This window comes from Amycolatopsis coloradensis, assembly GCF_037997115.1.
Lineage (GTDB): Bacteria > Actinomycetota > Actinomycetes > Mycobacteriales > Pseudonocardiaceae > Amycolatopsis > Amycolatopsis coloradensis_A.
Genome location: NZ_CP150484.1, coordinates 8274321 through 8299823, shown reverse-complemented (window position 1 = coordinate 8299823; position 25503 = coordinate 8274321). Strand labels below are relative to the sequence as shown.

The 25503-nt window shown below is 67.9% G+C and carries 17 protein-coding genes, 1 pseudogene and 2 other annotated features; of the genes and pseudogenes, 12 read left to right on the top strand and 6 right to left on the bottom strand.

All coding sequences use genetic code 11. The features are described from left to right. Window positions 1-198 precede the first annotated feature (198 nt). The gene (gene panB / locus LCL61_RS38770) at window positions 199-1074 is read right to left on the bottom strand and encodes a 3-methyl-2-oxobutanoate hydroxymethyltransferase (protein WP_340684332.1); all 876 of its coding nucleotides are present in this window, start codon (window positions 1072-1074) and stop codon (window positions 199-201) included. Window positions 1075-1317: 243 nt separating this feature from the next. On the opposite strand from panB, the gene lysX reads away from it, so the two are divergent. Then, on the top strand, window positions 1318-4635 hold the full coding sequence (gene lysX, locus LCL61_RS38765; protein WP_340684331.1) for a bifunctional lysylphosphatidylglycerol synthetase/lysine--tRNA ligase LysX: 3318 nt from the start codon (window positions 1318-1320) through the stop codon (window positions 4633-4635). Between the two features lie 142 nt (window positions 4636-4777). Further along, complete coding sequence (locus LCL61_RS38760) at window positions 4778-5365, top strand: DinB family protein (protein WP_340684330.1); 588 nt, start codon at window positions 4778-4780, stop codon at window positions 5363-5365. Here the strand turns inward: LCL61_RS38760 and LCL61_RS38755 are convergent. Next, window positions 5362-5898: a methylated-DNA--[protein]-cysteine S-methyltransferase gene (locus LCL61_RS38755; protein WP_192746467.1), complete on the bottom strand. Its 537-nt coding sequence runs from the start codon at window positions 5896-5898 to the stop codon at window positions 5362-5364. The genes LCL61_RS38760 and LCL61_RS38755 overlap by 4 nt on opposite strands. 90 nt (window positions 5899-5988) lie before the next feature. On the opposite strand from LCL61_RS38755, the gene LCL61_RS38750 reads away from it, so the two are divergent. Further along, window positions 5989-6615 (top strand): VOC family protein, encoded by a 627-nt coding sequence (locus LCL61_RS38750; protein WP_340684329.1) that lies wholly within the window; start codon window positions 5989-5991, stop codon window positions 6613-6615. Here LCL61_RS38750 and LCL61_RS38745 read toward each other — a convergent pair. Continuing rightward, window positions 6586-8343, bottom strand: coding sequence for an NAD+ synthase (locus LCL61_RS38745; RefSeq protein ID WP_340684328.1), 1758 nt, complete (start codon window positions 8341-8343; stop codon window positions 6586-6588). The two genes, LCL61_RS38750 and LCL61_RS38745, sit on opposite strands and share 30 nt — an antisense overlap. A gap of 148 nt (window positions 8344-8491) precedes the next feature. Then, window positions 8492-10819, bottom strand: coding sequence for an accessory Sec system translocase SecA2 (gene secA2, locus LCL61_RS38740; RefSeq protein WP_340684327.1), 2328 nt, complete (start codon window positions 10817-10819; stop codon window positions 8492-8494). Between the two features lie 149 nt (window positions 10820-10968). Here secA2 and LCL61_RS38735 point away from each other — a divergent pair, with 149 nt between their 5' ends. Then, on the top strand, window positions 10969-12540 hold the full coding sequence (locus LCL61_RS38735) for an alpha/beta hydrolase (protein WP_425342082.1): 1572 nt from the start codon (window positions 10969-10971) through the stop codon (window positions 12538-12540). A gap of 52 nt (window positions 12541-12592) precedes the next feature. Then, complete coding sequence (locus LCL61_RS38730; RefSeq protein WP_340684325.1) at window positions 12593-14143, top strand: alpha/beta hydrolase; 1551 nt, start codon at window positions 12593-12595, stop codon at window positions 14141-14143. A 20-nt stretch (window positions 14144-14163) separates the two neighbouring features. Here the strand turns inward: LCL61_RS38730 and LCL61_RS38725 are convergent, their stop codons facing one another. Beyond that, window positions 14164-14832: an LppX_LprAFG lipoprotein gene (locus LCL61_RS38725; protein WP_340684324.1), complete on the bottom strand. Its 669-nt coding sequence runs from the start codon at window positions 14830-14832 to the stop codon at window positions 14164-14166. An 88-nt stretch (window positions 14833-14920) separates the two neighbouring features. Here LCL61_RS38725 and LCL61_RS38720 point away from each other — a divergent pair, with 88 nt between their 5' ends. The 7 genes and pseudogenes from LCL61_RS38720 to LCL61_RS38690 all read left to right on the top strand — a co-directional run. Continuing rightward, the gene (locus LCL61_RS38720) at window positions 14921-16186 is read left to right on the top strand and encodes an MFS transporter (protein WP_340684323.1); all 1266 of its coding nucleotides are present in this window, start codon (window positions 14921-14923) and stop codon (window positions 16184-16186) included. 68 nt (window positions 16187-16254) lie between these two features. Beyond that, window positions 16255-17598, top strand: coding sequence for a type I glutamate--ammonia ligase (gene glnA, locus LCL61_RS38715; protein ID WP_340684322.1), 1344 nt, complete (start codon window positions 16255-16257; stop codon window positions 17596-17598). Between the two features lie 14 nt (window positions 17599-17612). Then, window positions 17613-19175 (top strand): amidase, encoded by a 1563-nt coding sequence (locus LCL61_RS38710; protein ID WP_340684321.1) that lies wholly within the window; start codon window positions 17613-17615, stop codon window positions 19173-19175. A 405-nt stretch (window positions 19176-19580) separates the two neighbouring features. After that, window positions 19581-20428 (top strand) — a sequence feature (16S ribosomal RNA rRNA prediction is too short). A gap of 70 nt (window positions 20429-20498) precedes the next feature. Then, window positions 20499-20778: a sequence feature (16S ribosomal RNA rRNA prediction is too short), on the top strand. 35 nt (window positions 20779-20813) lie between these two features. Next, the gene (locus tag LCL61_RS38705; RefSeq protein WP_340684320.1) at window positions 20814-21176 is read left to right on the top strand and encodes a hypothetical protein; all 363 of its coding nucleotides are present in this window, start codon (window positions 20814-20816) and stop codon (window positions 21174-21176) included. 232 nt (window positions 21177-21408) lie between these two features. Further along, window positions 21409-21729, top strand: coding sequence for a WXG100 family type VII secretion target (locus tag LCL61_RS38700; protein WP_219146112.1), 321 nt, complete (start codon window positions 21409-21411; stop codon window positions 21727-21729). Between the two features lie 52 nt (window positions 21730-21781). Then, window positions 21782-22066, top strand: coding sequence for a WXG100 family type VII secretion target (locus LCL61_RS38695; RefSeq protein WP_125679971.1), 285 nt, complete (start codon window positions 21782-21784; stop codon window positions 22064-22066). Window positions 22067-22124: 58 nt separating this feature from the next. After that, a pseudogene (locus LCL61_RS38690) lies at window positions 22125-22673 on the top strand (succinate--CoA ligase subunit alpha); the annotation flags it as partial. 133 nt (window positions 22674-22806) lie between these two features. On the opposite strand, the gene LCL61_RS38685 reads toward LCL61_RS38690, so the two are convergent. Then, window positions 22807-25431, bottom strand: a complete 2625-nt coding sequence (locus tag LCL61_RS38685; RefSeq protein ID WP_340684319.1) for a TNT domain-containing protein — start codon at window positions 25429-25431, stop codon at window positions 22807-22809. Window positions 25432-25503 lie beyond the last annotated feature (72 nt).

Below are 25503 nucleotides of genomic sequence, written 5' to 3'. Positions count from 1 at the left end.
TTGAGCGTCCCTGCTTCCACACACCCTGTACTCCGCGTAGTGGCGCTGACTGACTGTGTGGATTTTGGGGCGTTAGATGACCAGAAATCCACACAGTCAGCCGCGAGGAGAGCAAGGGACCTCTGCTATCGCCTTCCTCAACGTTGAGAGAAGTGATAGCAAAGGTCCCTTGCTCTCTTTCCGCAGGTCAGAGGCGGGTCAGTCGTGGAACGAGTGCTCCGGAGCCGGGAACTCGCCTCGCCGGACGTCCTCCGCGAACGCCGACGCGGCCCCCGCCAGCACGCCGGCGAGGTCGGCGTACTTCTTCACGAAGCGAGGGGTCTTGCCGCGTCGAAGTCCGGCCATGTCCTGCCAGACGAGCACCTGCGCGTCGCAGTCCGGCCCGGCGCCGATGCCGACGGTCGGGATCTTCAGTTCGTGCGTGATCCGCTTCGCCGCTTCGGCGGGCACCATCTCCATGACGACCGCGAAGGCGCCGGCTTCCTCCAGGGCGAGCGCGTCGGCGAGCAGCGCTTCGGCCGCTTCACCGCGCCCCTGGACTCGATAGCCGCCCAGATTGTGTTCACTCTGCGGTGTGAATCCGATATGTCCCATCACGGGGACGCCGGCCGACGTCAGTGCCTCGACGTGCGGAGCGAATTTCCGTCCGCCTTCGAGTTTCACCGCGTGCGCGCGGCCTTCCTTCATGAACCGCACCGACGTCTCCAACGCCTGCTGCGGCGAAAGCTGATACGAACCGAACGGTAGATCGGCGACGACCAGCGCCCGCTTCACCGATCGGGTCACCGCGCGGACCAGCGGAAGCAGTTCCTCGACGGTGACCGGAAGTGAAGTGTCGTAACCGAAGACGTTGTTCGACGCGGAATCCCCGACGAGCAGCACGGGAATGCCCACTTCGTCGAACAGCGCGGCGGTGTACATGTCGTAGGCGGTGAGCATCGGCCAGGTTTCGCCGCGCTCTTTCATGTCCCGAAGGTGATGTACGCGGACCTTCTTCCCAGATGTGGTCTGGGGCGCCGCGCCGGTTCCGTACGGAGCCGCGAGCTCGCCGGAATCCTTTTCGGTGGCAGACATCCTTGTCGACCGTCCTTCCCTCGAGGCCTCGAAGAGGTCCCCGGGTCGTGGAGCTGAACAGGCCAAGCGTGACATGCCGCTATGACCGTCCCAAGACCCTGCGACCAGCTTCACACAGCGCCGTCACGCCCGCGGATGAGGAAATTCAGACCAGAGGATGATGATCGTTGACAACCACACGGGGTTGTGTGACGTCAAGTAAGTACAGCTGTCGATCTCCTGTGTGTACCGCGAAGGACCAGAATGGCAAACCCAGTGGGCCGAGTCACGCCGTGGAAGGCGAGGGCGGGCGGGATCGTCGCCACCCTCGTGCAGCTCGCGGCCGTGTTCTCGGTGATCCTCCTGCTCGCCGGCGGTGTGAAGGGGCCGGTGCTCAGGACGGGTGACATCGCCTTCTCGGCCTTGAGTATCCCGACGAACGCGAGCCTCGTGATCGTCCTGCTGCTCGTCGTCCTCGGTGCCGCGCTCCGCCGCCGCAAACGCGCCGCGCTTTACACGCTGCTGCTGTTCCAGGTCGGTGGATTGGCGGTGACGCTGGCGTTCCAGGCCGCGCTGCTGTGGTGGCCTGAACTGCTGAAACTCGGTCCGTGGCAGGTTCGGCACATCCCGCACCAGGTGTGGGTGCTGGCCATCGCCGACCTGATCTCCCTCGGCATGATCGCGTTCCTCTGGATTCTGCGTCCGGCGTTCCCCGCCCGGCTCGCGCCTGGCGCGTGGCGCGACGGGCTCACCGTCCTGTTCGGTGGCCTGGCCGCGGTCATTCTCGTCGGCTGGGGCTTGAGTGAAGCCTTTCCCGGACGTCTCGCCGACACCTGGGCGCGCTTCGCCTGGGTCGTCAACCACACGACCGGTGAGAACATCCAGCTCCGCCGGGTCGGCATCGGTGAAGGACCAGCCTGGCTCGACCTTGTGCTCGATCTCAGCGCGACAGCCGTCGCGACGGCCGCGTTGTACACGCTCTTCCGCGGCGTGCGTAGCCGTCGCTTGAGGACAGACGAGGAAGAACTGCGTGTACGTCGCCTTCTTGCCGAACACGGCGAAGACGACTCTTTGGGTTATTTCGCCACCAGGCGTGAGAAGAGCGTCGTCTTCTCGCCCAACGGCCGTGCCGCCGTGGCCTACCGCGTGCTCGCGGGCACCAGCGTCGCGAGCGCGGACCCCATCGGCGACCCCGACGCCTGGCCCGACGCCGTCCGCGCCTGGCTGAACGAAGCGCGCACCTACGGCTGGACTCCCGGCGTGCTCGGCGCGAGTGAACGCGGTGCGAAGGTCTACGCCGACGCGGGCCTGCGTGCGCTGGAAATCGGTGACGAAGCCGTCCTCGACGTCCGTGACTTCAGCCTCGCCGGGCCGGAACGACGCTCGGTCCGCCAAGCGGTCAAACGGATCGAACGGGCGGGATACACCACGAAAGTCCGGCGGCACAGCGAAATCCCGGCCGAGGAAATGGCCAAGCTGCTGCTGCACGCGCAGCAGTGGCGCGGGGCGGAAACCGAGCGCGGGTTCTCGATGGCGCTCGGCAGGCTCGGCGATCCGAGCGATGGTCGCAGCGTGATGGTGGAGGCGTACGACGCCAAGGGCGAACTTCGCGGCATGCTGTCGTTCGTGCCGTGGGGCCGTCGCGGTCTGTCCCTCGACCTGATGCGACGTGACCGCGACGCCGAAAACGGCCTCAACGAATACATGGTCGCGGAGGTCGTCGCGGCGAGCTCACACCTTGGCGCACAACGGATTTCGCTGAACTTCGCGATGTTCCGCGCGGTCTTCTCCGAGGGCGAGCGGATCGGCGCGGGCCCGGTGCTGCGCGCATGGCGCAGTGTCCTCAGCATGGCGTCGCGCTTCTTCCAGTTGGAATCGCTCTATCGGTCCAACGCCAAGTACGGTCCCGACTGGGAGCCACGTTTCCTGTGCTACTCCTCGGCTCGACGGCTGCCGCGGGTCGGCATCGTCGCCGGCGCGCTGGAAGGATTCGTCCCGACAGGACGGTCGGGACGAGCGCTGAAACTGGAGACCGTCACCGACGATTTCGTCGCCGAGGTCCACCGCATCGAAGCGAACGCGGCCACTCCCGCGCCGAAACAGGTGCGGCGCCCCGATCAGGTCCGGGTGCGGATGGCGAAGCTGGATCGCTTGCGGGAGGCCGGGATCGACCCCTACCCGGTCGGTTTCGCCCGAGAGGACTTGCTCGGCGACGTTGTTTCGAAGTTCGGTGATCTGGGCCCGGACACCCATACCGGTCACCGGGTTCGAGTCGCGGGCAGGGTGCTCGCGATCCGTAACCTCGGCGGGCTGTGCTTCGCACGGGTCAAGGACTTCAGCGGTGAGATCCAGCTGATGTTCGACGCTTCCGTGCTGGACCCGGGTGGCTGGCGGCGTGGTGTCGACCTCGGCGACCACGTCGGCGTGAGCGGGCAGGTCGTGACGTCCCGGCGCGGTGAGCTTTCCGTGCTCGTCGACGAATGGACCGTCACGGCGAAAAGCCTGCATCCGTTGCCGGACAAGCGAAAAGGCCTCACCGACCCGGAGACGCGGGTGCGGCAGCGCTACCTGGACCTCGCGGTGAACCCGGATTCGACGGCGATGCTGCGGATGCGCTCGACCGTGGTGCGCGCCGTACGGGAACGGCTGCACCAGGGTGACTACCTCGAAGTCGAGACGCCGATGCTGCAGACCGTGCACGGCGGCGCCAACGCCCGCCCGTTCATCACGCACATCAACGCCTACGACATGCGGATGTACCTGCGGATCGCCCCGGAGCTGTATCTGAAGCGGTTGTGCGTGGCCGGCGTCGAGCGCGTTTTCGAACTGAACCGGAACTTCCGCAACGAAGGCGTCGACGCGACGCACAACCCCGAATTCACCATGCTGGAGGCGTACCAGGCGTACGCCGACTACAACACGATGCGGACGCTGACTCGGGAACTAGTGCAGTGCGCCGCGGAAGCCGCGTACGGCGCGCAGGTCGTTCGCCGTCCGGGGCCGGACGGGACGGTCGTCGAGTACGACATCTCCGGTGACTGGCCGGTGATCCCGGTGCACGAAGCCGTCTCGGCGGCGCTGGGAGAGAAGATCGACGCGAGCACCTCGGTCGCCGAACTACAGCGGTTCTGCCGCGCGGCGGGAGTGCCGGTGAACGAGGAGGCCGGGCACGGCGACCTCGTGCTGAAGGCCCACGAGCACCTGGTCGAAGGCGCGACCGTGCTGCCGACGTTCTACACCGACTACCCGACCGACGTCTCGCCGCTGACCCGGCAACATCGCGTGGACCCGCGGCTGGCCGAGCGCTGGGACCTGATCGCGTTCGGCTCCGAGGTCGGCACGGCCTACACAGAGCTGACCGACCCACTCGAACAGCGGCGGCGGCTGGAGGCCCAGTCGCTGCGCGCGGCGAGCGGGGACGTCGAGGCGATGGAGTTGGACGAGGACTTCCTGCTCGCGCTCGAACACGGCATGCCGCCGACCGGCGGGCTCGGCATCGGTGTCGACCGGCTGCTGATGATGCTGACCGGAGCGTCGATCCGGCAGACCGTGCTGTTCCCGTTCGTCCGGCCGCAGGGGTAGCGGGGAGCAAGGGACCTTTGCTCTCACTTCTCTCAACGTCGAGACAAACGAGAGCAAAGGTCCTTTGCTCTCTTCCCTGCCGAATCGCCCCGGCAAGCCGGTGCCGGATGTCATGATCCCCTTCCCAACGGAAGGAGCCGCCATGGCTGGAAACGTTCCCCCGGTCGCCGACGAACGCGAAGGTCTCCTCGCCTACCTTGAGCAGCAGCGCCACGTTCTGCGGATCGCGGCGCATGGCCTCACCGAAGAACAGGCCAGAGCCGTCCCGACCAAAAGCTCGCTGAGCGTCGGTGGCCTGATCAAGCACACCGCGTTCACGGAAGACGGCTGGATCGACATTCTGCTCCAGAAGCCTTCGAAGCCGATGGACGAAGCGATGAAGGAGTACGAAGCCGGCTACGTGATGACGCCGGAAGAGACGGTCGAAAGCGTCCTCGCGCGCTACGACGAGGTCGCTCGCCGCACTTCGGACGTCATCGCCGGCATCGCCGACCTCGGCCAGCCGGTCCCGGTGCCGAAGGGCGTGCCCTGGTATCCGCAGGATGTCGACGCGTGGTCGGTCCGCTGGGTGCTGCTCCACCTCATCGAGGAGACCGCGCGCCACGCCGGGCACGCCGACATCATCCGCGAGCACATCGACGGCGCGACGGCGATCCCGCTGATGGCCGCTGCGGAAGGCTGGCCGGAAACGCCCTGGCTCAAGCCCTGGTCACCGGCCCAAAACAGCTAGAACAACGTCGGTTCGTCCGCCAAAGCGCCTTCGATGACCAGCATCCGGCGCTTGGTGGCGACCCCTCCGCGCGCGGAGAAGCCGCCGTCCTTGCCACCCGCGGCGAGCACGCGGTGGCACGGCACGATGATCGGGAACGGGTTCCGGCCCATGGCCTGCCCAACGGCCTGCGCGCCGCCGGGCATACCGAGGATGTTCGCGATGTCGCCGTAGGTCAGCGTCTTGCCCGCAGGGATGGTGCGGATGAATTCGTAGACCCGGTGGTGGAAGTCCGGTACTCCTTCGTAGTCGAGGCCGACGCCGGTGAGGTCCGTGCGCTTGCCGTCCATCAACGAGACGATCCCGTCGATCGCGCGCTGGATCTCGCCCGGCGGTGTGGATTCGGTCGCCTCGGGAAGGCGCGCGGTCAGTCGCGCCCTCGTCTTCTCTTCACTGCCCTCGGGGAGCTGGACCGCGACGACCCCGCGTTCGCTCCACGCGATGCCGCAGTCGCCGATCGCGGTGCCGAACACGGAGTAGCCCGGTGCCGTCATATGTCCAGGGTACGAGAGCGGTACGACAGTTTCGGATCGACGGCCATGCCGCGGTGCCGCCGAAGCCGTGGCTGCGGTAGGAGTATGCACATGAGCGACCTCGTGCTTGACCACCTCGTCTACGCCGGGCCGGATCTCGAAGAGGCCGTCGCGCGCGTCGCCGAGCTGACCGGTGTCACGCCGGTACGCGGCGGAAGGCATGTCGGGTTCGGTACGGCCAACTACCTGGCCGACCTGGGCGCGGGTGCCTACCTCGAGGTGGTCGGCCCCGACCCGGATCAACCCGAGCACATCGGGCCGCGTCCGTTCGGCATCAACGAGTTGACCGCTCCCACCCTGATCACCTGGGCCGCGCGTGCGGACGGCATCGACGAGGCGATCGCGGAAGCACGCCAACGCGGTTACGACCCGGGCGAAGCGTCCGAGATGTCGCGGACCACCGACGACGGCGAACTGCTGACCTGGCGTCTCACCGGCGCAGGCGGTCTCGATGGGCTCGCGCCCTTCCTCATCGACTGGGGGAGCACCCCGCATCCGACGACGCGGGGACTCCCGTCGATTCCGCTGCTCATGGTCACCGGCGTCCACCCCGAGCCCGCCGCGGTCGAAGCCGCGGTCCGCGCGCTCGGGATGGACATGCTCGTCCGGCGTGACATGAAACCCGGCCTGGTGGCCGTGCTGACGAACTCAGCGGGGAAGCAGGTCGCGCTGAGCTGAGGGGGTCACGACGGTGCCCTCTCGCCAGCCGTTGGTCATCGGCAGCCGCCGGTCCCGCCCGAACGCCTTGAAAGTGATCTTGGTGCCCGGCGGGTACTGGCGGCGCTTGTATTCCGCCTTGTCGACCATCCGCACCACCCGGTCGATGGTCTCCGGCTCGAAGCCCGCGTCGACCAGGTCGACATAGCCGCGGTCGCCCTCGATGTAGTCGTCGAGGATGTCGTCGAGCATCAGGTAGTCGGGCAGCGAGTCGCTGTCCAGCTGACCGGGCCGCAGCTCGGCCGACGGTGGTTTGGTGATCGAGTTCTCCGGGATCGGCGGGGTTTCGCCGTTCTTCTCGGCTTCGGCGTTGCGCCACTTGGCCAGGTGCCAGACGTGCGTCTTGAACAGGTCCTTGATCGGCGCGAAGGCCCCGACGGCGTCGCCGTAGATCGTCGAGTAGCCGACGGCGAGTTCGGTCTTGTTCCCGGTGGCGAGCACCAGGTGACCGTCCTGGTTGGACAGGGCCATCAGCAGCATGCCGCGGACGCGGGCCTGGATGTTCTCCTCGGCGAGGCCGGTCAGCTGAAGCTGTTCGACGTAGACCTTGACCATGTCCGCGATCGGCTCGACGCGATAGTGCGCGCCGATCCGGCGGGCGAGGTCTTCGGCGTCGCCCTTCGAGTGCTCTGAGGAGTACTCCGAAGGCATCGAAACGCCATAGACGTTGTCGCCGCCCAGCGCGTCGGCGGCCAGCGCCGCCACGACCGCGGAGTCGATGCCGCCCGAGAAGCCGAACGTCACCGACGAGAAGCCGTTCTTGTGCACGTAGTCGCGCAGGCCGACGACCAACGCGTGCCACACCTCGGCTTCGTCCGACAGCGGCTCGCTGATCGCGGACTCGGTGCGCGGGGTGTACGCCGGAACCGGCTCCTCGCTGAGCACTCGGCGCTTCACCCGCAGGCCCTCGAACTCGCCTTCGGCGGTGTGCCCGCCGGCGACGAGGTCCGTGTCGACGACGAGCAGGTGCTCGACGAACTGCGGAGCGCGCGCCAGCAGTCGTCCGTCCGCGCCGACCACGATCGAGTCGCCGTCGAAGACGAGGTCGTCCTGGCCGCCGACCTGGTTCGTGTACACCAGCGGCGCCCCGGCCTCGGCCGCGCGGCGCGCGATCAGCGGCAGGCGGATGTCGTCCTTCGCCCGCTCGTAGGGCGAAGCGTTGGGGGCGACCACGAGGTCCACTCCGGCCTTGCCGAGTGCGGAGATCGGGCCGCCGTCCTGCCAGACGTCCTCGCAGATCACCATGCCGACGTCGACGCCGTGGAAGCGGACGATCTCGAGCTCCTGGCCCGGCTTGAACCAGCGGTGCTCGTCGAAGACGCCGTAGTTGGGCAGGTGGTGCTTGAACTGGCGGGCGACCACTTCGCCGCGGTACAGCGCGGCCGCCGCGTCACGCGGGCCGGCCTCGTCCAGATCGAGGTACCCGATGTAGGTGAGGACCTCGCCGCATCCGGCGTCTTCGAGCCGCTTGGCGAGCGCTTCGACCATCTGCTTCGAGGCGGAGGCGAAGGTCGGGCGGAGGGAGAGGTCCTCGACGGGGTAGCCGGTGAGGGACATCTCCGGGAAGACGACGACGTGGGCGCCTGCTTCGGCGGCTTTGCGAGTCCACTCGACGGTGAGCTCGGCGTTGCCTTCGAGGTCCCCGACGGTGGTGTTGACCTGGGCCAGTGCGATGCGCAGTTGCGGCATGCCGACATTCTCACCCACCGGCGTCCGCGGGGACGACCGGATGTGCCGAATCGCCCACCTGGGTCCGGCCGGGCAAAAAGAGAGCGGGGGACCTTTGCTCTTACTCTCCAAAAGAGAGTAAGAGCAAAGGTCCCCCGCTCCCCGCGCGCTACTTGCGCTTGATCATGCTCCGCACCTTCTTGATGGTCTGCTCGAAGTCGGAGTCGAACGGGTTGTCATGCACCAGGTAGGTCCACGTCGTGTTCGCCCGCCGCACGCCCGCGTCGCCGAGATCGATCCCGTTCTCGGTGATCTCGGCCTCCTCGAGCGTCTTCGCCGCCCGCTCGGCCGCCTCCGGGATGATCTTGTGGAACTCGGGGATCGCCGCGCGGTGGAACTCGTCGATCGGCGTCTCCCGCGCCAGCGCCCGCAGGTGGATGCTCTCTCGCACGTCGGTCAGGAACGCCAGGTGGTCGGACCACAGCTGGTCGATGTGGAACAGCAGCACCTCACGGCACAGCTGCTCGACGCGGGCCTCGTCGTCGACGGCCTCCGAAAGCTCCTTGAACTTCTCCGGGTGCGCCTTCTCCAGCACCTCCGCGGCGTGCGCTGTCCGCAGCACCTTGTCCCGGTGCTCCAGCAGCTCGCCGCGCTGCCGCTCGATGAGCCGCGTGTAGCGCCACGTGTTCCGGTGGATCTCCAGGTCGACGCCCTCGGCGACGCGCTGCGCGTGGTTGATCTGCCGCAGCGCCGCCGGGTCGACGATCTCGCCGCTGCCCACGTCGGAGCTGATGCCCTCGGGGATGTCCGGCGCGTTCGACAGCACGAGTTCGTCGTTCAGGCTGGCGAAGAACACCGCGCTGCCCGGGTCGCCCTGTCGCCCGGACCGGCCGCGCAGCTGGCCGTCCAGCCTGCTCGACGGGTAGCGCGCGGTGCCGATCACGTGCAGGCCGCCCAGCTCGACGACCTCGTCGCGGCCTTCGCCGTCCTTGCCGCCCAGCCGGATGTCGGTACCCCGGCCCGCCATCTGCGTCGAGACGGTGACCGCGCCCTTCTTGCCGGCGTCGGCGATGATCGCGGCTTCCTCTGCGTCGTTGCGCGCGTTGAGCACGACGCATTCGAGGTCGACCTTCGCCAGCTTCTCGGCCAGCTCTTCGGATTCGGCGACGTCCTGGGTGCCGACGAGGATCGGCCGCCCGGTCTCGTGCACCCGCCGGATCTCCTCTTCGATCGCGCGCAGCTTCTGCGACGGCGATCCGAAGATCCGGTCCTCCTGGTCCTCACGGATGTTCGGCGTGTTCGGCGGGATGACCGCGACCTCGAGCTTGTAGAACTCGCGAAGCTGCTCGGCGACCGCGACCGCGGTACCGGTCATCCCCGCGACCTCCGGGTACCGCGCGAGCAGGGCCTGCACGGTGATCGAGTCGAGGATTTCGCCGCGGTCGGTCGCCTTGACCTGCTCCTTCGCCTCGACGGCGGCCTGGAGGCCGTCCGGCCAGCGCTGCAGTTCGGCGACGCGGCCGCGGGCGGCGTTGATGAGCTGCACCTTCCCGTCGCGCACGAGGTAGTCGACGTCGCGGGTGAGCAGCGCGTGCGCGTGCAGCGCCACGTTCACCGCGGGCAGCCTGTCCGAACCCGTCTCGTCGTAGAGGTTGATGTCGTCGCCGAGGGCCTTCTCGACCACCGAAGCGCCCGCCTTGGTCAGCCAGGCGTTGCGGCCGTCGGCGTCGGTCTCGTAGTGCAGCCCGAGCCGCAGCCGCCGAACGATGTTCGCGACCTCTTCGTCGGCATCGGTGTGGTCGATCGACCCCGCCATCACCAGCGGCACGCGGGCCTCGTCGACCAGCACGGAGTCCGCCTCGTCGACGATCGCGACTTCCGGCTCGCGCTGGACCAGGTCCTCCTCGCGGGTTACCAGCCGGTCGCGCAGCACGTCGAAGCCGATTTCGCTGACGGCGCCGTACGTGACCTCCTTCGCGTACGCCTCGCGGCGCTCGTCGCGGGAGTGCGCGGGCTCGACCCAGCCGACGGAAACGCCGAGCAGGTCGTAGATCGGGCCCATCCACTCCGCGTCACGGCGGGCGAGGTAGTCGTTCACCGTGACGACGTGGACGTGCTTCCCGCGCAGGGCGTACCCGGCGCTCGCCAGCGCACCCGCCAGCGTCTTGCCCTCACCGGTCTCCATCTGCACGATGTGTCCGCTGAGCAGACCCATCGTGCCCAGCAGCTGGACGTCGAAGGCACGTTCGCCGAGCGTCCGCCGCGCGGCCTCGCGACCGAGCGCGCAGACCTCGATCAGCTGGTCGTTGCCGAAGGAAGCCGCGTCCCGAAGCTTGCCGGCCCGCTCTGTCAGCTCCTCGTCGGAGAGCTTCTCCAACTCGGGCTCGAGCTTCTCGATGGCCGGCAGCAGCGCTTCGTAGCGGGTCAGCTCGACGCTGCCCGGCCGCTGGATGATCCGGCGCAGCTTCTTGCTCACCCGGCTGATCAGTGCTGCCACCCCTGTGCTCCCGTCTGCTCTTCTGCCGTCCGCACCCGTATCACCAACGCAGTGGTGGTGCGGCCGAGTTCCACGGCCGATGGCACGATCCAACCGTGTCCACTCATGTCAGCGCCAGGTCCCGTGCCCGTCGATTCGCCGCGATCACGCTGTCCGGCCTGCTCGCGGTCACCGTCGCCGCGTGCTCGTCGGGAGAGGGTAGAACCCAGCCGCCGCCTCCGGCCACCGAGTCGCACGCTCCGACCGGACCGGTGCCCGCCGGACTCGAGAAGTTCTACGGACAGAGCCTGACCTGGGCCGACTGTGCACCCTACGCGACCTCCGATGACGCGAAAGCGGCGTTTCGAGTGAAGGACGCACAGTGCGCCCGGCTCACCGTCCCGCTCGACTACGCGAAGCCCGAAGGCGACTCGATCACGCTGGGCCTGCTGCGCAGGAAGGCGCTGGAAACCGACGAAAGGATTGGCGCGCTCGTGGTCAACCCCGGCGGTCCCGGTGCCTCCGGGATGCAGGCAGCGGCCGGTCTCGCCTCCCGGACGGCGACGAACGAGCTGGGCAAACGCTTCGACATGGTCGGTTTCGACCCGCGCGGTATCGGCGCGAGCCAGCCGCAGGTCCGCTGCCTGACCGACGCCGAACGCGACGCGGACCGCGCGGACGACAGCGAGACCGACGGCTCACCCGAGGGAGTGAAAAAGCAGGAGACCGAGTCCCAGGATTTCGCGGCGAAGTGCGCCGAGCGGACCGAACACGGCGCCGCGATGCTCGCGAACCTGGGCACGCGTGACGTCGTCAAGGACATGGACATCCTGCGCTCGGTCCTCGGCGAGCCGAAGCTGAGCTATCTCGGCTACTCCTACGGGACGCGGATCGGCTCCGCCTACGCCGAGGCGTTCCCGGCGAACGTCCGCGCTTTGGTGCTCGACGGGGCGGTCGACCCGGAGCAGGACGCGGTGGAGTCGCTGGTCGGGCAGGGACAGGGCTTCGGCAAGGCGTTCGGGGAGTTCTCGAACTGGTGCGCCGCGCGCGAAGACTGCGCCCTCGGGCGTGACGCCGCCGGCGTGACGAAGGCGTTCCAGGATCTGGTGCGCCCGCTGATCGACTTCCCGGTGCCGGTCAGTGACGGCCGGAAACTGTCGTACGAGGACGCGACGACAGGCGTGATACAGGCCCTCTACCAGGAAGATCTCTGGGAACCGCTGAACACCGCGCTCAACGACCTGAAGCGCCAGCGCGGCGACGGCCTGGAGAAATTGGCCGATCTCTACAACGAACGCGGCGCCGACGGCCGCTACGGGACGACGCAGGACGCGTTCGTCGCGATCCGCTGCGTCGACGACCCGCGGGTCACCGATCCGGAGAAGATCCTCGACGCGCAGAAGCGGTACGCGGAGGCGGCGCCGTTCCTCGACGACGGCAAGCCGGACGGTTCCGCGCGTGACGCCTGCGCCTTCTGGCCGGTGCCGAACACGTCCGAGCCGCACCAGCCGAACGTCGAAGGGCTGCCGAAGACGCTGGTCATCTCGACGACGAACGACCCGGCGACCCCCTACCAGGCGGGCGTCAACCTGGCGAAAGCGATCAAGGGAGCTTTGCTCACGTTCGAGGGCAACCAGCACACCGTGTTCCTTCAGGGCGTGTCGTGCGTCGACCAGATCGGCATCGATTACCTGGTGAACGGCGCCTTGCCGGACGAGGGCACGCGCTGCGCCGCCAAGTAACGAGTTCGGCGCTAAGGCCCCTGAGCGGCCGGGACGCTGCGAAGATCGCGAGATGAGCCTTCGCCGCGTCCCGGCCGCGCTCGTCGTCGCCGTGTTGGTCGCCTCGTGCACGACGCAGCAGCCTCAGCCGGCGCCGCCGGCGTCCCCGACACCCACGGCGTCACCCATTCCGGACCCGAAGGCGCTCGAAAAGTTCACCGAGCAGAAGCTGGCGTGGGGTGAGTGCGCGTCCTACAGGGACAAGGCGTTCGACTGCGCGAAGCTCACCGTGCCGCTCGACTACCTGAAGCCGGACGCCGAGACGATCTCGATCGGCGTCCTCCGGCACAAGACGAAGGACACCGGCCGGCGGATCGGCTCGCTCGTGCTCAACCCGGGCGGCCCCGGTGGCTCAGGCGTCTCGGCCGCGGCGCGGATCGCGAAGTCCCGGCCCGCGGCGGCGCTGGCCGAACGTTTCGACATCGTCGGCTTCGATCCGCGTGGGGTGGGGACCAGCGAACCGAAACTCGTCTGCCTCACCGATGCCGAACGCGACGCGGACCGTGCGGAGGATTCGGAAAGCGACTCGACACCCGGCGGGATCGCGAAGCAACTCTCCGACGCCAAGACGTACGCCGCGAAGTGCGCCGAGCGCACGAAGCACGGCAAAGAGCTGCTCGCCAATATCGGGACCAGGGACGTCGTCCGCGATCTCGACGTCCTGCGTTCGGCCCTCGGCGACGAGAAGCTCAGCTACCTGGGCTTTTCCTACGGCACGCAGATCGGGACCGCCTACGCCGAGGCCTATCCGGACAAGGTGCGGGCGTTGCTCCTCGACGGCGCGGTCGACCCCGAACTCGACACCGCCGAGTCGCTGGTCACGCAGATGGCCGGCTTCCAGAACACGTTCGCCGAATTCGGCAAGTGGTGCGCCGCTCGCGCGGAGTGCGCGCTCGGCCGGGACGCGGGCGCGGTGACGAAGGCGTTCCAGGACCTGGTGCGGCCGCTGATCACCGAACCGGTGACCGCGGGGACGCGCAAGCTGTCGTTCGAGGACGCCATCACCGGGACCAGCGCCGCGCTGTACTCGCAGGACGCGTGGAAGTTCCTCAACGACGGGCTCGCCGAGCTGAAACGGGGGAACGGCAAAACCCTGGTCGCGCTCGCGGACAACTACTACGGCCGCGAGACGGACGGCCGGTACACAGGCATCCTCGACGTGTATTTCGCGGTCCGCTGTGTCGACAGCACGCGGATCGCCGACAGGCGTGTCATCGAAGGCGCCCACCAGCGGATGCTCCAAGGCGCGCCGTTCCTCGCCGGCGGCACCCCGGACATGAGCGAGCTCGACATCTGTTCTGTGTGGCCCGTGCCCGCCACTTCGGAGGTGCACAAGCCGGACGTCGACGGCTTGCCGAAGCCCTTGGTCATCTCGACCACGGACGACCCCGCGACCCCGTACGCGTCCGGGGTGAACCTCGCGCGGGACCTCAAGGGAGCTTTGCTCACGTTCGAGGGAGCGCAGCACACCGTGTTCCTCGACGGGAACGAGTGCGTCGACAAGGCCGGCATCGCCTACCTGATCGACGGCGCACTACCCGCCTTCGACACCCGCTGCTCCTAGCGGGGAGCAAGGGACCTTTGCTACCGCCCTGCCCCGACGACCACCGCGTTATGCCTGGTCAACGCCAGTTCCAGCATCACCGCGAACTCCTCCGGCCTCGTCGGCGGCACCTGCAGCCACACCCGCACCAGCCGCCGCGGCTCGTCCCGTGAAATCCACAGCTTCACGAACACGTCCGACTTGATCTCCGGCACGATCCCGCCGATCACCGCGGCCGGCACCTTCGCCGCGATCCGGAACGACTCGGTGTCCTGCACCCGCTCCCACCGCTCACCCCGCAGCTCGGTCGCCCCGGTCAGCAGCCGCCGAAGCCCGCCTTCAGGCCCGAGCATCGCTGCAGGCGTGTACGGCTCCGAAGCCGGAATCACGTGCTCCCCGCGAGGCCCGCTGAGGGTGATCTCCGAGCCCGACAGCCGGTACTTGACCTTCACCCTTTCGAAGTCATCCTGCAGATCGGCATTACCGACCGCGCCACCATCCAGGCTGACGTCGCCGTCGAGCCCGCGCACCGGCAGGCCGGTGACGACGCCGTTCACCCCGAGAGTGAACCGCACGCTGCGCAACGAGACGAGGGACTCGGCCGCCGCGCTCACGTAGTCCTGGGCAGGCGGCAGCGGGGGAGACCCCGCGCAGCCGCCGACGAGCCCGATCGTGAGCAGCAGCGCCGGCACGAGGAGACGGCAGCGCATGAACAAAGCCTATGGCTTGGCCCGAATCTTTCGCACAGTGTCCTTCCGGCCGCTTTCGCCGGGCGCCGCCGCCCATGACGCTGTACCCGTGCAATCCGAGACCCGGCTCCACCGCGCGTGGTTCGTCGCCGCCGCCGCATTCATCGCCCTGCTCGCCGCCGCCGGTTTCCGCGCGGCTCCCGGCGTGCTCATCGACCCGCTTCACAACGAGTTCGGCTGGTCGCGCGCGACGATCGCGTCGGCCGTCTCCGTGAACCTCGTCCTCTACGGCCTCTTCTCTCCCTTCGCCGCAGCTCTCATGGAGCGCTTCGGCATGCGACGTGTCGCCTCGACGGCGTTGTTCGTCGTCGCGATCGGCGCGGGCGGCACGGTGTTCATGAACGCGAGCTGGCAGCTCATCCTCTGCTGGGGCGTCCTGGTCGGCGTCGGCACCGGCTCGATGGCGATGAGTTTCGCCGCGACGGTCGCCGCCCGCTGGTTCGTCCGCAGCCGCGGCGTCGTCACCGGGGTCCTCACCGCGGCAGGCGCCACCGGCCAGCTGATCTTCCTCCCGATCGTGGCGAACCTCGCCGTCGACGAGGGCTGGCGGACGGCCTCGCTCGTCATCGCCATCGCCGCACTGGCCGTCGTGCCCGTCGTTCTCCTGGTGGTTCGCGATCACCCGTCCGACGTCGGAACGACCGCTTATGGCGCGCAGCCTGGCGAAGCCGCTCCTGTCGCCCGCACGGGTGGTTCCGCTCGCCGCGCGCTCTCGGTACTCGGCTCGGCAGCGCGCACGAGGACGTTCTGGCTGCTCGCCGTCGGCTTCGCGATCTGCGGTGCCACGACGAACGGACTGGTCAGCACGCACTTCGTGCCCGCGGCGCACGACCACGGCATGCCGCAGACGACCGCCGCCGGGCTGCTCGCCCTCGTCGGGATCTTCGACGTCGTGGGCACGATCGCCTCCGGCTGGCTCACCGACCGCGTCGATCCGCGGATCCTCCTCGGCGTCTACTACGCCCTTCGCGGCGTTTCGCTCGCCCTGCTCCCGCAACTGCTGAGCGGAACGGTGGAACCGAGCATGTGGGCGTTCATCATCTTCTACGGCCTCGACTGGGTGGCGACGGTTCCGCCCACGGTCGCGCTCTGTGTCCGGCAATACGGCGCCGCCGGGCCGATCGTCTTCGGCTGGGTCTTCGCCAGCCACCAGCTCGGGGCCGGTCTCGCGGCCTTCGGCGCGGGCGCGATCCGCGATTCATCGGGCAGCTACGCGCTCGCGTGGTACATCGCGGCGAGCCTCGCCGTGATCGCTTCGGTCGCTTCGCTGGCGATCACCAAGGCGGCCAAACCCGAACCGGTGCTCGTGGGGTGATCCACCACTTCCGGTCGATCGGCGCGTCGCGAAACATGTCGTTAACACGTTCTCGTTAGGGTGCGGCCATGGATCGCCAGCAGGAGTTCGTGCTCCGTACCTTGGAAGAGCGCGACATCCGTTTCGTCAGGCTCTGGTTCACGGATGTGCTGGGGTTTCTCAAGTCCGTCGCGGTGGCGCCCGCCGAACTCGAGGGCGCCTTCAGCGAGGGGATCGGCTTCGACGGATCGGCCATCGAAGGATTCGCCCGGGTCTACGAGTCCGACATGGTCGCGAAGCCCGACCCGGCCACGTTCCAGGTCCTCCCGTGGGAGACCCCGGACGGCGGCCCGTACTCGGCGCGCATGTTCTGCGACATCGCGATGCCGGACGGCTCCCCGTCCTGGGCGGACCCCCGGCACGTCCTGCGCAGGCAGCTCTCCAAGGCGGGCGAAGCGGGTTTCACCTGCTACGTCCACCCCGAGATCGAGTTCTTCCTGCTCGCCAGCCTGCCGGACGACGGGAGCGAGCCCGAGCCCGCGGACAACGGCGGCTACTTCGACCAGGCCAGCCACGCCACGGCGACGCACTTCCGCCGCCACGCCATCGAGACGCTCGAGGCGATGGGGATCTCGGTCGAGTTCAGCCACCACGAGGGGGCGCCCGGTCAGCAGGAGATCGACCTCCGGTACGCCGACGCGCTGACCATGGCCGACAACGTGATGACCTTCCGCTACGTCGTCAAGGAGGTCGCGCTCACGCAGGGCGTCCGCGCGACTTTCATGCCGAAGCCGTTCACCGACCAGCCGGGCTCCGGGATGCACACCCATGTGAGCTTGTTCGAGGGTGACCGCAACGCCTTCTACGACGCCGAAGACCCGTACGAATTGTCGGCGACGGGTAAAGCTTTCGTGGCGGGGCTGTTGCACCACGCGAAGGAGATCTCGGCCGTCACCAACCAGTGGGTGAACTCCTACAAACGCCTGATCAGCGGCAGTGAGGCCCCGACGACCGTTTCGTGGGGCCGTGCCAACCGCTCCGCGCTGGTCAGGGTGCCGATGTACTCGCCGGGCAAGGCGTCGTCACGCCGCGTGGAGATCCGCACCCTCGACTCCGCGTGCAACCCTTATCTGGCGTACTCGGTCATCCTGGCCGCCGGTCTCAAGGGCATCGAGAAGGGCTACGAGCTCCCGCCTCCCGCCGAGGACAACATCTGGCAGCTCTCGGACGCCGAGCGCCGCGCGGCCGGATACGCCCAGCTCCCGCAGAACCTGGGGGAGGCGCTGGCGGAGATGGAGAAATCGGAACTTCTGCCCGAAGCGCTCGGAGAGCACGTTTACGACTTCTTCCTTCGCAACAAACGTGTTGAATGGGATAACTACCGCAGCGCGGTGACCCCGTACGAGCTGCGGACCCTGCTTCCGGTTCTCTAGACGAAGGAGACCTGATGGTGCGGCGGCCGGTGTTCCGAGTTCTGACGACCTTGGTCGCCGCGACCATCGTGGCGAGTGCCGCGCCCGCGGCATCCGCCACCGGGAAACCACTCGATCTCGACTCCGCCGACATCCCCGCGCTCCAGGCCCGGATGTCCTCCGGACGGCTGACCGCGGTCGGTCTGACCTCGGCTTACCTCGATCGCATCCACAAGCTCGACCGGAAGGTGAACGCGGTCATCGCGGTCAATCCGGCCGCGGTCGCGCAAGCCGCGGAGAGCGACGTCCGGCGTCGCGCCGGCAAGACCCGCGGACCGCTGGACGGCATCCCCGTCTTGGTGAAGGACAACGTCGACACCCGCTCCATGCAGACGACGGCGGGTTCGCGCGCGCTGCGCAGCAAGCCCGCGAAGGACGCGACCCTGATCCGCCGTCTACGTGACGCGGGCGCGGTCGTCCTCGGCAAGGCGAACCTGTCCGAATGGGCGAACTTCCGCGCCGCCAAACCGACTTCCGGGTGGTCGGGCGTCGGCGGGCAGACGAACAACCCGTACGTGCTCGACCGCAACCCGTGTGGGTCGTCCGCCGGATCCGCCGCGGGTGTCGCCGCTTCACTCGCCCAGGTGGCGATCGGCAGTGAGACCGACGGCTCGATCGTCTGCCCGGCCGGGATGACCTCGACCGTGGGGCACAAACCGAGCCTCGGCCTGGTCAGCCGCACCGGCGTGATGCCGATCTCGGCCGAACAGGACACCGCCGGCCCGATGGCCAGGCACGTCGTCGACGTCGCGCTCACCCTGTCCGCGTTGCAGGGCCGTGACCCGAGCGACCCGGCCACCGGCGCGTACCCGCCGAATCAGCCGGCCGACTACGCCGCGCACCTCCGGCCCGGCGTGCTGAAGGGTTCCCGGATCGGTCTCTGGCGCCTGCCCGTCCTCGGCCCGGATGTCGACGCCGTCATGACGAGGACCAGGAATTCGCTGGTCAAGGCCGGTGCCGAAGTCGTCGAGGTGACGCCGCCGTACCAGGCCAGGCTCGGTGAACTGGAGTTCCCGGCGCTGCTCACCGAGTTCCACCGCGACATCGATCGCTACCTGGCCACGCGCCCCGAAGGCCCGCGCGACCTCGCCGCGCTCATCGACTACAACCGCTCCGACCAGCTGGAGCAGACGTGCTTCGCCGGGCAGGAACTCTTCGAACAGGCGCTCGCCGCGCCCGGCCCGTCCGATCCCGGCTACCAGGCCAACCGCCGCGAGCTCACCGATCTGGCGAAACGCTCGATCGACGAGACCCTCGCGAAGTACCGCCTCGACGCCATCGCCGCGCCCACGAACCCGCCCGCCTGGAAGACCGACTGCAAGACCGGCGACAACGACGTGATCCCGTCATCGACGCCGGCCGCGGTCTCGGGCTACCCCGCGGTGACGGTGCCCGCCGGATTCGTCGGCGAGCTCCCGGTCGGTGTCTCGTTCATGGCGGGGCAGTGGACGGACGCCCGAGTGCTCGCCTACGCGGCCGACTTCGAACGCGTCGCGCCCGCCCGCAAACCGCCCCACTACCTGAAGACCGTCGGATGACGGGGGTTCATACCGGCTGACCTGCGGCGATGTCGTTAAGTGACCCCCCTGTTTTCAGGGGGTTCCGGGGCATGTAATCTTCTCTTCGTCGCCAGGAACACCGGGCCGCCGGGGCCGAAAGCCCCGAGGTCAGGCGCCAGGGCCGAGCGGGTTGACACCGCGAACCGGACCAGGTAATGTTCAGCGTCGGCCCACGAGCGGCCGCCGACCCCCTACGACTAACAGCGTAGGATTCGGCATGCTCGACCAAAAAGCTTGTGAATATCGCTTTGAAACAAAGCGTGTTGCTTGAGAACTCAACAGTGTGCTAGTGAACTAAGCCAGTAGAGCTTATGTATTTTGAACCTCGTTTTGGGGTTCCTTTGAGAGCATTAGATTGCCTCGATCAAATTTGACATTGTTGGAGAGTTTGATCCTGGCTCAGGACGAACGCTGGCGGCGTGCTTAACACATGCAAGTCGAACGATGAAGCCTTTCGGGGTGGATTAGTGGCGAACGGGTGAGTAACACGTGGGCAATCTGCCCTGTACTTTGGGATAAGCCTGGGAAACTGGGTCTAATACCGGATATGACTTCTCATCGCATGGTGAGGGGTGGAAAGCTCCGGCGGTACAGGATGAGCCCGCGGCCTATCAGCTTGTTGGTGGGGTAATGGCCTACCAAGGCGACGACGGGTAGCCGGCCTGAGAGGGTGACCGGCCACACTGGGACTGAGACACGGCCCAGACTCCTACGGGAGGCAGCAGTGGGGAATATTGCACAATGGGCGCAAGCCTGATGCAGCGACGCCGCGTGAGGGATGACGGCCTTCGGGTTGTAAACCTCTTTCGCCAGGGACGAAGCGCAAGTGACGGTACCTGGATAAGAAGCACCGGCTAACTACGTGCCAGCAGCCGCGGTAATACGTAGGGTGCGAGCGTTGTCCGGAATTATTGGGCGTAAAGAGCTCGTAGGCGGTTTGTCGCGTCGTTCGTGAAAACTCCACGCTTAACGTGGAGCGTGCGGGCGATACGGGCAGACTTGAGTTCGGTAGGGGAGACTGGAATTCCTGGTGTAGCGGTGAAATGCGCAGATATCAGGAGGAACACCGGTGGCGAAGGCGGGTCTCTGGGCCGATACTGACGCTGAGGAGCGAAAGCGTGGGGAGCGAACAGGATTAGATACCCTGGTAGTCCACGCTGTAAACGTTGGGCGCTAGGTGTGGGCGACATCCACGTTGTCCGTGCCGTAGCTAACGCATTAAGCGCCCCGCCTGGGGAGTACGGCCGCAAGGCTAAAACTCAAAGGAATTGACGGGGGCCCGCACAAGCGGCGGAGCATGTGGATTAATTCGATGCAACGCGAAGAACCTTACCTGGGCTTGACATGCGCCAGACATCCCTAGAGATAGGGCTTCCCTTGTGGTTGGTGTACAGGTGGTGCATGGCTGTCGTCAGCTCGTGTCGTGAGATGTTGGGTTAAGTCCCGCAACGAGCGCAACCCTTATCCTACGTTGCCAGCGCGTAATGGCGGGGACTCGTGGGAGACTGCCGGGGTCAACTCGGAGGAAGGTGGGGATGACGTCAAGTCATCATNGTGAGCGCGGCCTGCGAGCAGGTCGTCAAGACGATGGTGGTCATCAACTGAAGGGGGAGGCACATGCCACCCGAACCCGAGACCGCCGCCGAACACTTCGCGCGTACAGGGCGCGACGCGGTCACTTATGCGCGGCAGGTCGCCCGCACGGCCAAGGCGCGCTACGAACGCCGCCGGGGTGAGAACGCCGAACTGGCGAAGCAATTCGGCAAGGGACGGCTCGCGGGCGGCGAGACCGCGCCGACTCCCGCCGTCGTCCGGAACGCGGCGAAACGGTTCCGTGTGGGCGCCGGTCTTCCGGTCCCCGCTTTGCCCTCGGCGGCGGACTTGGTTCCCCTTCGGCCAGAACCGGCGCCCAGACGGCCACGTGTGGGTGACGACGACGAGGACTTTTCGCAGTCGCGAATCATGAGCCGTGGCGATTGAACGGCCTGTGTGCATTCGCTAAATCGCATGGTGAAGGCCATTTTCCCCGCGCGAAACGCAGCGTGCGCGCCGAGTTCCCGCGTCCGGTTCCCGCCGGGAGCGTTAACGCAAGCAACTACTTGAAACCAACGAGCGACAAGAGGGAACCAGACGTGGCAGTGTCTCCGTCGTAGGTCCGTACCAAACGAACTTCACCAAGTACGGATAACCACGAACGAAGGGGGTAGCTCCCATGGCTGGCGGTTTTCAGGGAGATGTCGAGCAGTTCACCCAGGCCGAGAAGCGGGTGACCGAGGTTCGCGTCTCGATGGACCAGAACCTGAGCAAGCTTCGCGACAACATCGAGGCCACCCGCGCGGGCTGGACCGGCGACGCTTCGATCGCGTTCAACAACGTGATGAAGCGCTTCGACGACACGGGCCGTGCCCTCAACCAGGCCCTCCAGAACATCGGTGACCTGCTCGAGCAGGCCGGCTCGAAGTACAACGCTACCGAGCAGCAGCAGCAGGAACTCATCAACTCGGTCAACAAGGGCTTCGGCGTCCTCGGCTGATCTGCTCCACCCCGCAACAATCCGAGACTTTTCTTAATCACTGGAGGAATTCATGGGCGAGATGAAGGTCGATTACGCCACGATCCACGCGGCGGCCGACGACTGCAAGAGCACCGGCGGCGAGCTGGAGTCCCTCTTCGGGCAGCTGAAGAGCGACCTCGCTCCGCTGGTCAACACCTGGCAGGGTGACGCGCAGACCGCGTACATCGCCGCGCAGACCGAGTGGGACAACAAGTTCGAGGAGCTCAAGCAGCTGCTCGCGCAGGTCGCCGGCGTGCTGCCGCAGCTGGCCGACGGTTACCAGGCCACGGAACAGGGCGTCACCGGCCTGTTCTGAGTCTTCCGGCTCCGAACGAGCAACGGCGGGCAGGCATCTTCGGATGCCGAGCCCGCCGGCGCACGCGGTCGCGACGGGCAACAAGACCCGCATCATCGGGCCGAACTGCCCCGGCGTGATCAGCCCCGGCAAGTCGAACGCGGGCATCATCCCGGCCGACATCACCGGTGCCGGCCCGATCGGTCTCGTGTCGAAGTCGGGCACGCTGACCTACCAGATGATGTACGAGCTGCGTGACATCGGTTTCTCGACCGGTGTCGGCATCGGCGGCGACCCGGTCATCGGCACGACGCACATCGACGCCCTCGAGGCGTTCGAGGCCGACCCCGAGACCAAGGTCATCGTGATGATCGGCGAGATCGGTGGCGACGCCGAAGAGCGTGCCGCGGCCTACATCAAGGACAACGTGACCAAGCCGGTCGTCGGCTACGTCGCGGGCTTCACCGCGCCCGAGGGCAAGACCATGGGCCACGCCGGCGCCATCGTCTCCGGTTCCTCCGGCACGGCCGCCGCCAAGAAGGAGGCCCTCGAGGCCGCCGGCGTCAAGGTCGGGAAGACCCCGAGCGAGACCGCCGTCCTGGCGCGCGAGCTGTACAACAGCCTCTGATCTTCGGAGACTGAGCTTTCCCCGGCGGGCCGGGCACTTCACCGGTGCCGATGACGCCGCCGAGGGCGATCAAGTTCATATGTCGCTGCTTTCGCAAAATTTGCGATGAAAGGCCCCTTCATTGCAGAACGGACTAGTCGATCGGCGGTTCGCCCGGGTCCAGCTCGATGAGGTCGCCCTCGGCGAGCAGCTCCTCGATGGACGCCGGCAGCAGGTACGCGGACCCGCCGCCGGGCTGGTTGAACCACGGGATCGCGACACCGGCGAGGGCTTCGAGCGGACGCTGCACGCGATAGACGTGGTACGGCCGGTTCACCCACTCCGGCACGAGTGAGCGCTCCTCGAACGGCGTCCCGGCCGCGTAGGTCAGGTTGCCGTTCGGGCCGCCGAAGCGGTCCAGCTCGCTGCCCGCGGGCAGCTCACGCAGCTCCTTGCCGCGGAACAGCGTCAGCGGCGGCTCACCGTTGAGCGGCGAGATCGGCCAGTTCTGCTTGGCGTCTGGCGCCCCGGCGGCGTTCGCCGCCGCGGGCGGACGGGCCGGTTCCTCGCGCCGCATCGGCGGCGGAGGCGGCGTCACCGGCGGCTCGCGCCGCGGCGGCGCGGGCGGCGGGCTCGCCAGCACCGGGTTCGGCCGCGCCGGGGGCGCGGGCGGGACCGGCGCGGGCGCGGGCTCGTCGTCCAAATCGTCCCCGAGCAGCTCTTCGGCCGTCGTGAACGCGGTCTGTTCCTGTGCCGGGATCGACTCCCGCGGCGGCACCGGATGCGAACCGGTGGCGATCTCGGGGGACAGCGTCGCCAGCACGGGCGGTGCCGGTGGCTCCTCGACGGGTTCCTCTTCGACGGCGGGCTGCTCCGCGGGAGGCGGAGCGCCGTTCGGGTTCAGCAGAACCTTGCCGAGCATGAACGCGGCCGCGTCCTCGGCGTCACCGAACACGGCCGGATTGGTCAGCTTCCCGTCGTACCAGCCGACCCGCCAGCCGCCGCCGTCGACCTGCTCGACGCTCCAGCCGTGTTCGGCGGGCGAGCCGATGCGGTAGACGTCGCCGGGCACGTCGAGTTCGTCGAACTTCGCCTGCAACTCGTTCAGCACCGGCTCGGGGTGCTCGAAGCGGCGCGGTTCGGGCTCGGGGCGGACCTCGGGCGCGGGCGGCGGGGCGTCGACCTGCGTGACCTCGGTGTCCGACGGCGGGGGCGCCACGTTCGGCCCCGCGTCGTGCGTGAGGAGAGGCAGCTCGGGACCGGCGTCGGCCTGCTCGACCGGCGTGTAACCGGTCGTCGTCTCCTCTTCGGGAGGCGCGTACGGCTGGTCTTCCTCCTGCCGGGCGTACGCGTCCTGCTCTTCCTCGACCGGCGGCCGCTCATAGGCGTCGGCCTGCGGGACCCGCGCGTACGTGGTGGCCTCCGGGTCGGCCCGAGGTTCCGGCTCGGGATCGGTGCCCTGCCGGTCTTCGTCGGCGAAGACGTCCTGTTCGGACTCGTGGAACCGCGCCTCGTCGTGCGCGTACGGGTCTTCGTAACCGGCTTCGTACTGCTGCTCGGCGGCGGCTTCGTGGAAGTCCTGCGCCTGGTAGTCCTGGGTGTCGTAGTCGTCTTCGTACCGCTGGGCCTGCTCGGCCTGGTCCGGGACACCTGTCTCCGCGGAGGGGACGGCCGCGGCCGCGGCGACCGGAGCGGCGGCCGCGGCGGCCACCACTGCCTGGTCCGGACCCTGCTGGTGCGGCGGCGGGACGGGCGGCTGGGCGGCGGCCTGGTTCGGACCGGGGCCCGCGGGACCACCGGGTCCGGCCTGACCGGGCGCGGCCTGCTGCGGGGGCGGCACCGGGCCGTTCTGCGGCGGACCCTGCGGAGGCGGGCCCGCGGGCGAGCCGTTGTTGGGCCCACCAGGTCCGCCGGGCCCACCCGGACCGTTGGGGCGCTGCTGCGGAGGCTGATTCCCCCGGGTGAGGTACCCCGCTGCGGCCTGCAGCGTCGGGCCATCGACCTCGGACAGCGTGAAGTCGTTCTGCCGGACGTGCTCGATCAGGTCGAGCTCCGGGGAGACGCCGTACTGGCGCAGGTAGAAGTTCACGGCGGCGGGCCAGATCCACTGCCCGTCGCTGTGGAAGGCGACCGGGACGGTGGCCTCGGGGGTCTGCGCGAGCCGGTCGATGTCGTAGCCGCGTTCGGTGACCACCAGCGGCGCGTGGTCGAGGTACTCGAGCAGCCTGTCCTGCTCCTCGATCTCCAGGTCGGGCCGGTTGATCACCGGACGCCCGGCCGGGCCGATCGTGTCGAAGATGCGGGCGATGCGGAAATGCGGTCCGGGCTGCTCGGGACCGAGGCCGGACATGCGCCGGATCAGCCATTCGGGCACGTTCTCCTCGGAACGGGGGAACATGCGCAGTTCGTCGGAGAGCGCCTGCGGAGGCGGCGCGAGGCGCCACTGCGGCTCGTCGCGGTTGTATTCGAGGTTGTAGCTGGACGGGTGGTCGAGCTGGTAGCGGGCGTTGAACCAGGTGCCGCGCCCGTCGCGATACATCCCGGCACGGAGCCTGCCGAACAGCGTCGCGATGTCGTGCGTCGCGACCCATTCGTGCGAGCTGCCGTCCTCGGTGATGATCTCCCCGGTCATCTCGTGGTACCTGCCGACGGCTCGGTACTCGGCGGTCACCTTCCGCCAATCACGCGGAGCGGCCCGCAGCAGGGCGAGGCCGATCTGTTTGACCAGGGTGTCCTGCTCGGTCGCGTTCAACTGAGTCGTCGGTTGTGCCACGGTCACATTTTGACCGTATCCGCGCTCGCGTGCACCCCGCATGTGGGTTTTGCCGCTATTGACTCCCCGGAAGACGCC

Excerpts from the sequence above, each read along its gene's own strand:
- LCL61_RS38730 (WP_340684325.1), top strand. The coding sequence starts at position 12,593 with ATGAGCCTTCGCCGCGTCCCGGCCGCGCTCGTCGTCGCCGTGTTGGTC.
- lysX (WP_340684331.1), top strand. The coding sequence starts at position 1,318 with ATGGCAAACCCAGTGGGCCGAGTCACGCCGTGGAAGGCGAGGGCGGGC.
- LCL61_RS38745 (WP_340684328.1), bottom strand. The coding sequence starts at position 8,343 with ATGCCGCAACTGCGCATCGCACTGGCCCAGGTCAACACCACCGTCGGG.
- LCL61_RS38760 (WP_340684330.1), top strand. The coding sequence starts at position 4,778 with ATGGCTGGAAACGTTCCCCCGGTCGCCGACGAACGCGAAGGTCTCCTC.
- LCL61_RS38755 (WP_192746467.1), bottom strand. The coding sequence starts at position 5,898 with ATGACGGCACCGGGCTACTCCGTGTTCGGCACCGCGATCGGCGACTGC.
- LCL61_RS38695 (WP_125679971.1), top strand. The coding sequence starts at position 21,782 with ATGGGCGAGATGAAGGTCGATTACGCCACGATCCACGCGGCGGCCGAC.
- LCL61_RS38750 (WP_340684329.1), top strand. The coding sequence starts at position 5,989 with ATGAGCGACCTCGTGCTTGACCACCTCGTCTACGCCGGGCCGGATCTC.
- LCL61_RS38710 (WP_340684321.1), top strand. The coding sequence starts at position 17,613 with ATGGTGCGGCGGCCGGTGTTCCGAGTTCTGACGACCTTGGTCGCCGCG.
- panB (WP_340684332.1), bottom strand. The coding sequence starts at position 1,074 with ATGTCTGCCACCGAAAAGGATTCCGGCGAGCTCGCGGCTCCGTACGGA.
- LCL61_RS38725 (WP_340684324.1), bottom strand. The coding sequence starts at position 14,832 with ATGCGCTGCCGTCTCCTCGTGCCGGCGCTGCTGCTCACGATCGGGCTC.
- LCL61_RS38700 (WP_219146112.1), top strand. The coding sequence starts at position 21,409 with ATGGCTGGCGGTTTTCAGGGAGATGTCGAGCAGTTCACCCAGGCCGAG.
- LCL61_RS38705 (WP_340684320.1), top strand. The coding sequence starts at position 20,814 with ATGCCACCCGAACCCGAGACCGCCGCCGAACACTTCGCGCGTACAGGG.
- glnA (WP_340684322.1), top strand. The coding sequence starts at position 16,255 with ATGGATCGCCAGCAGGAGTTCGTGCTCCGTACCTTGGAAGAGCGCGAC.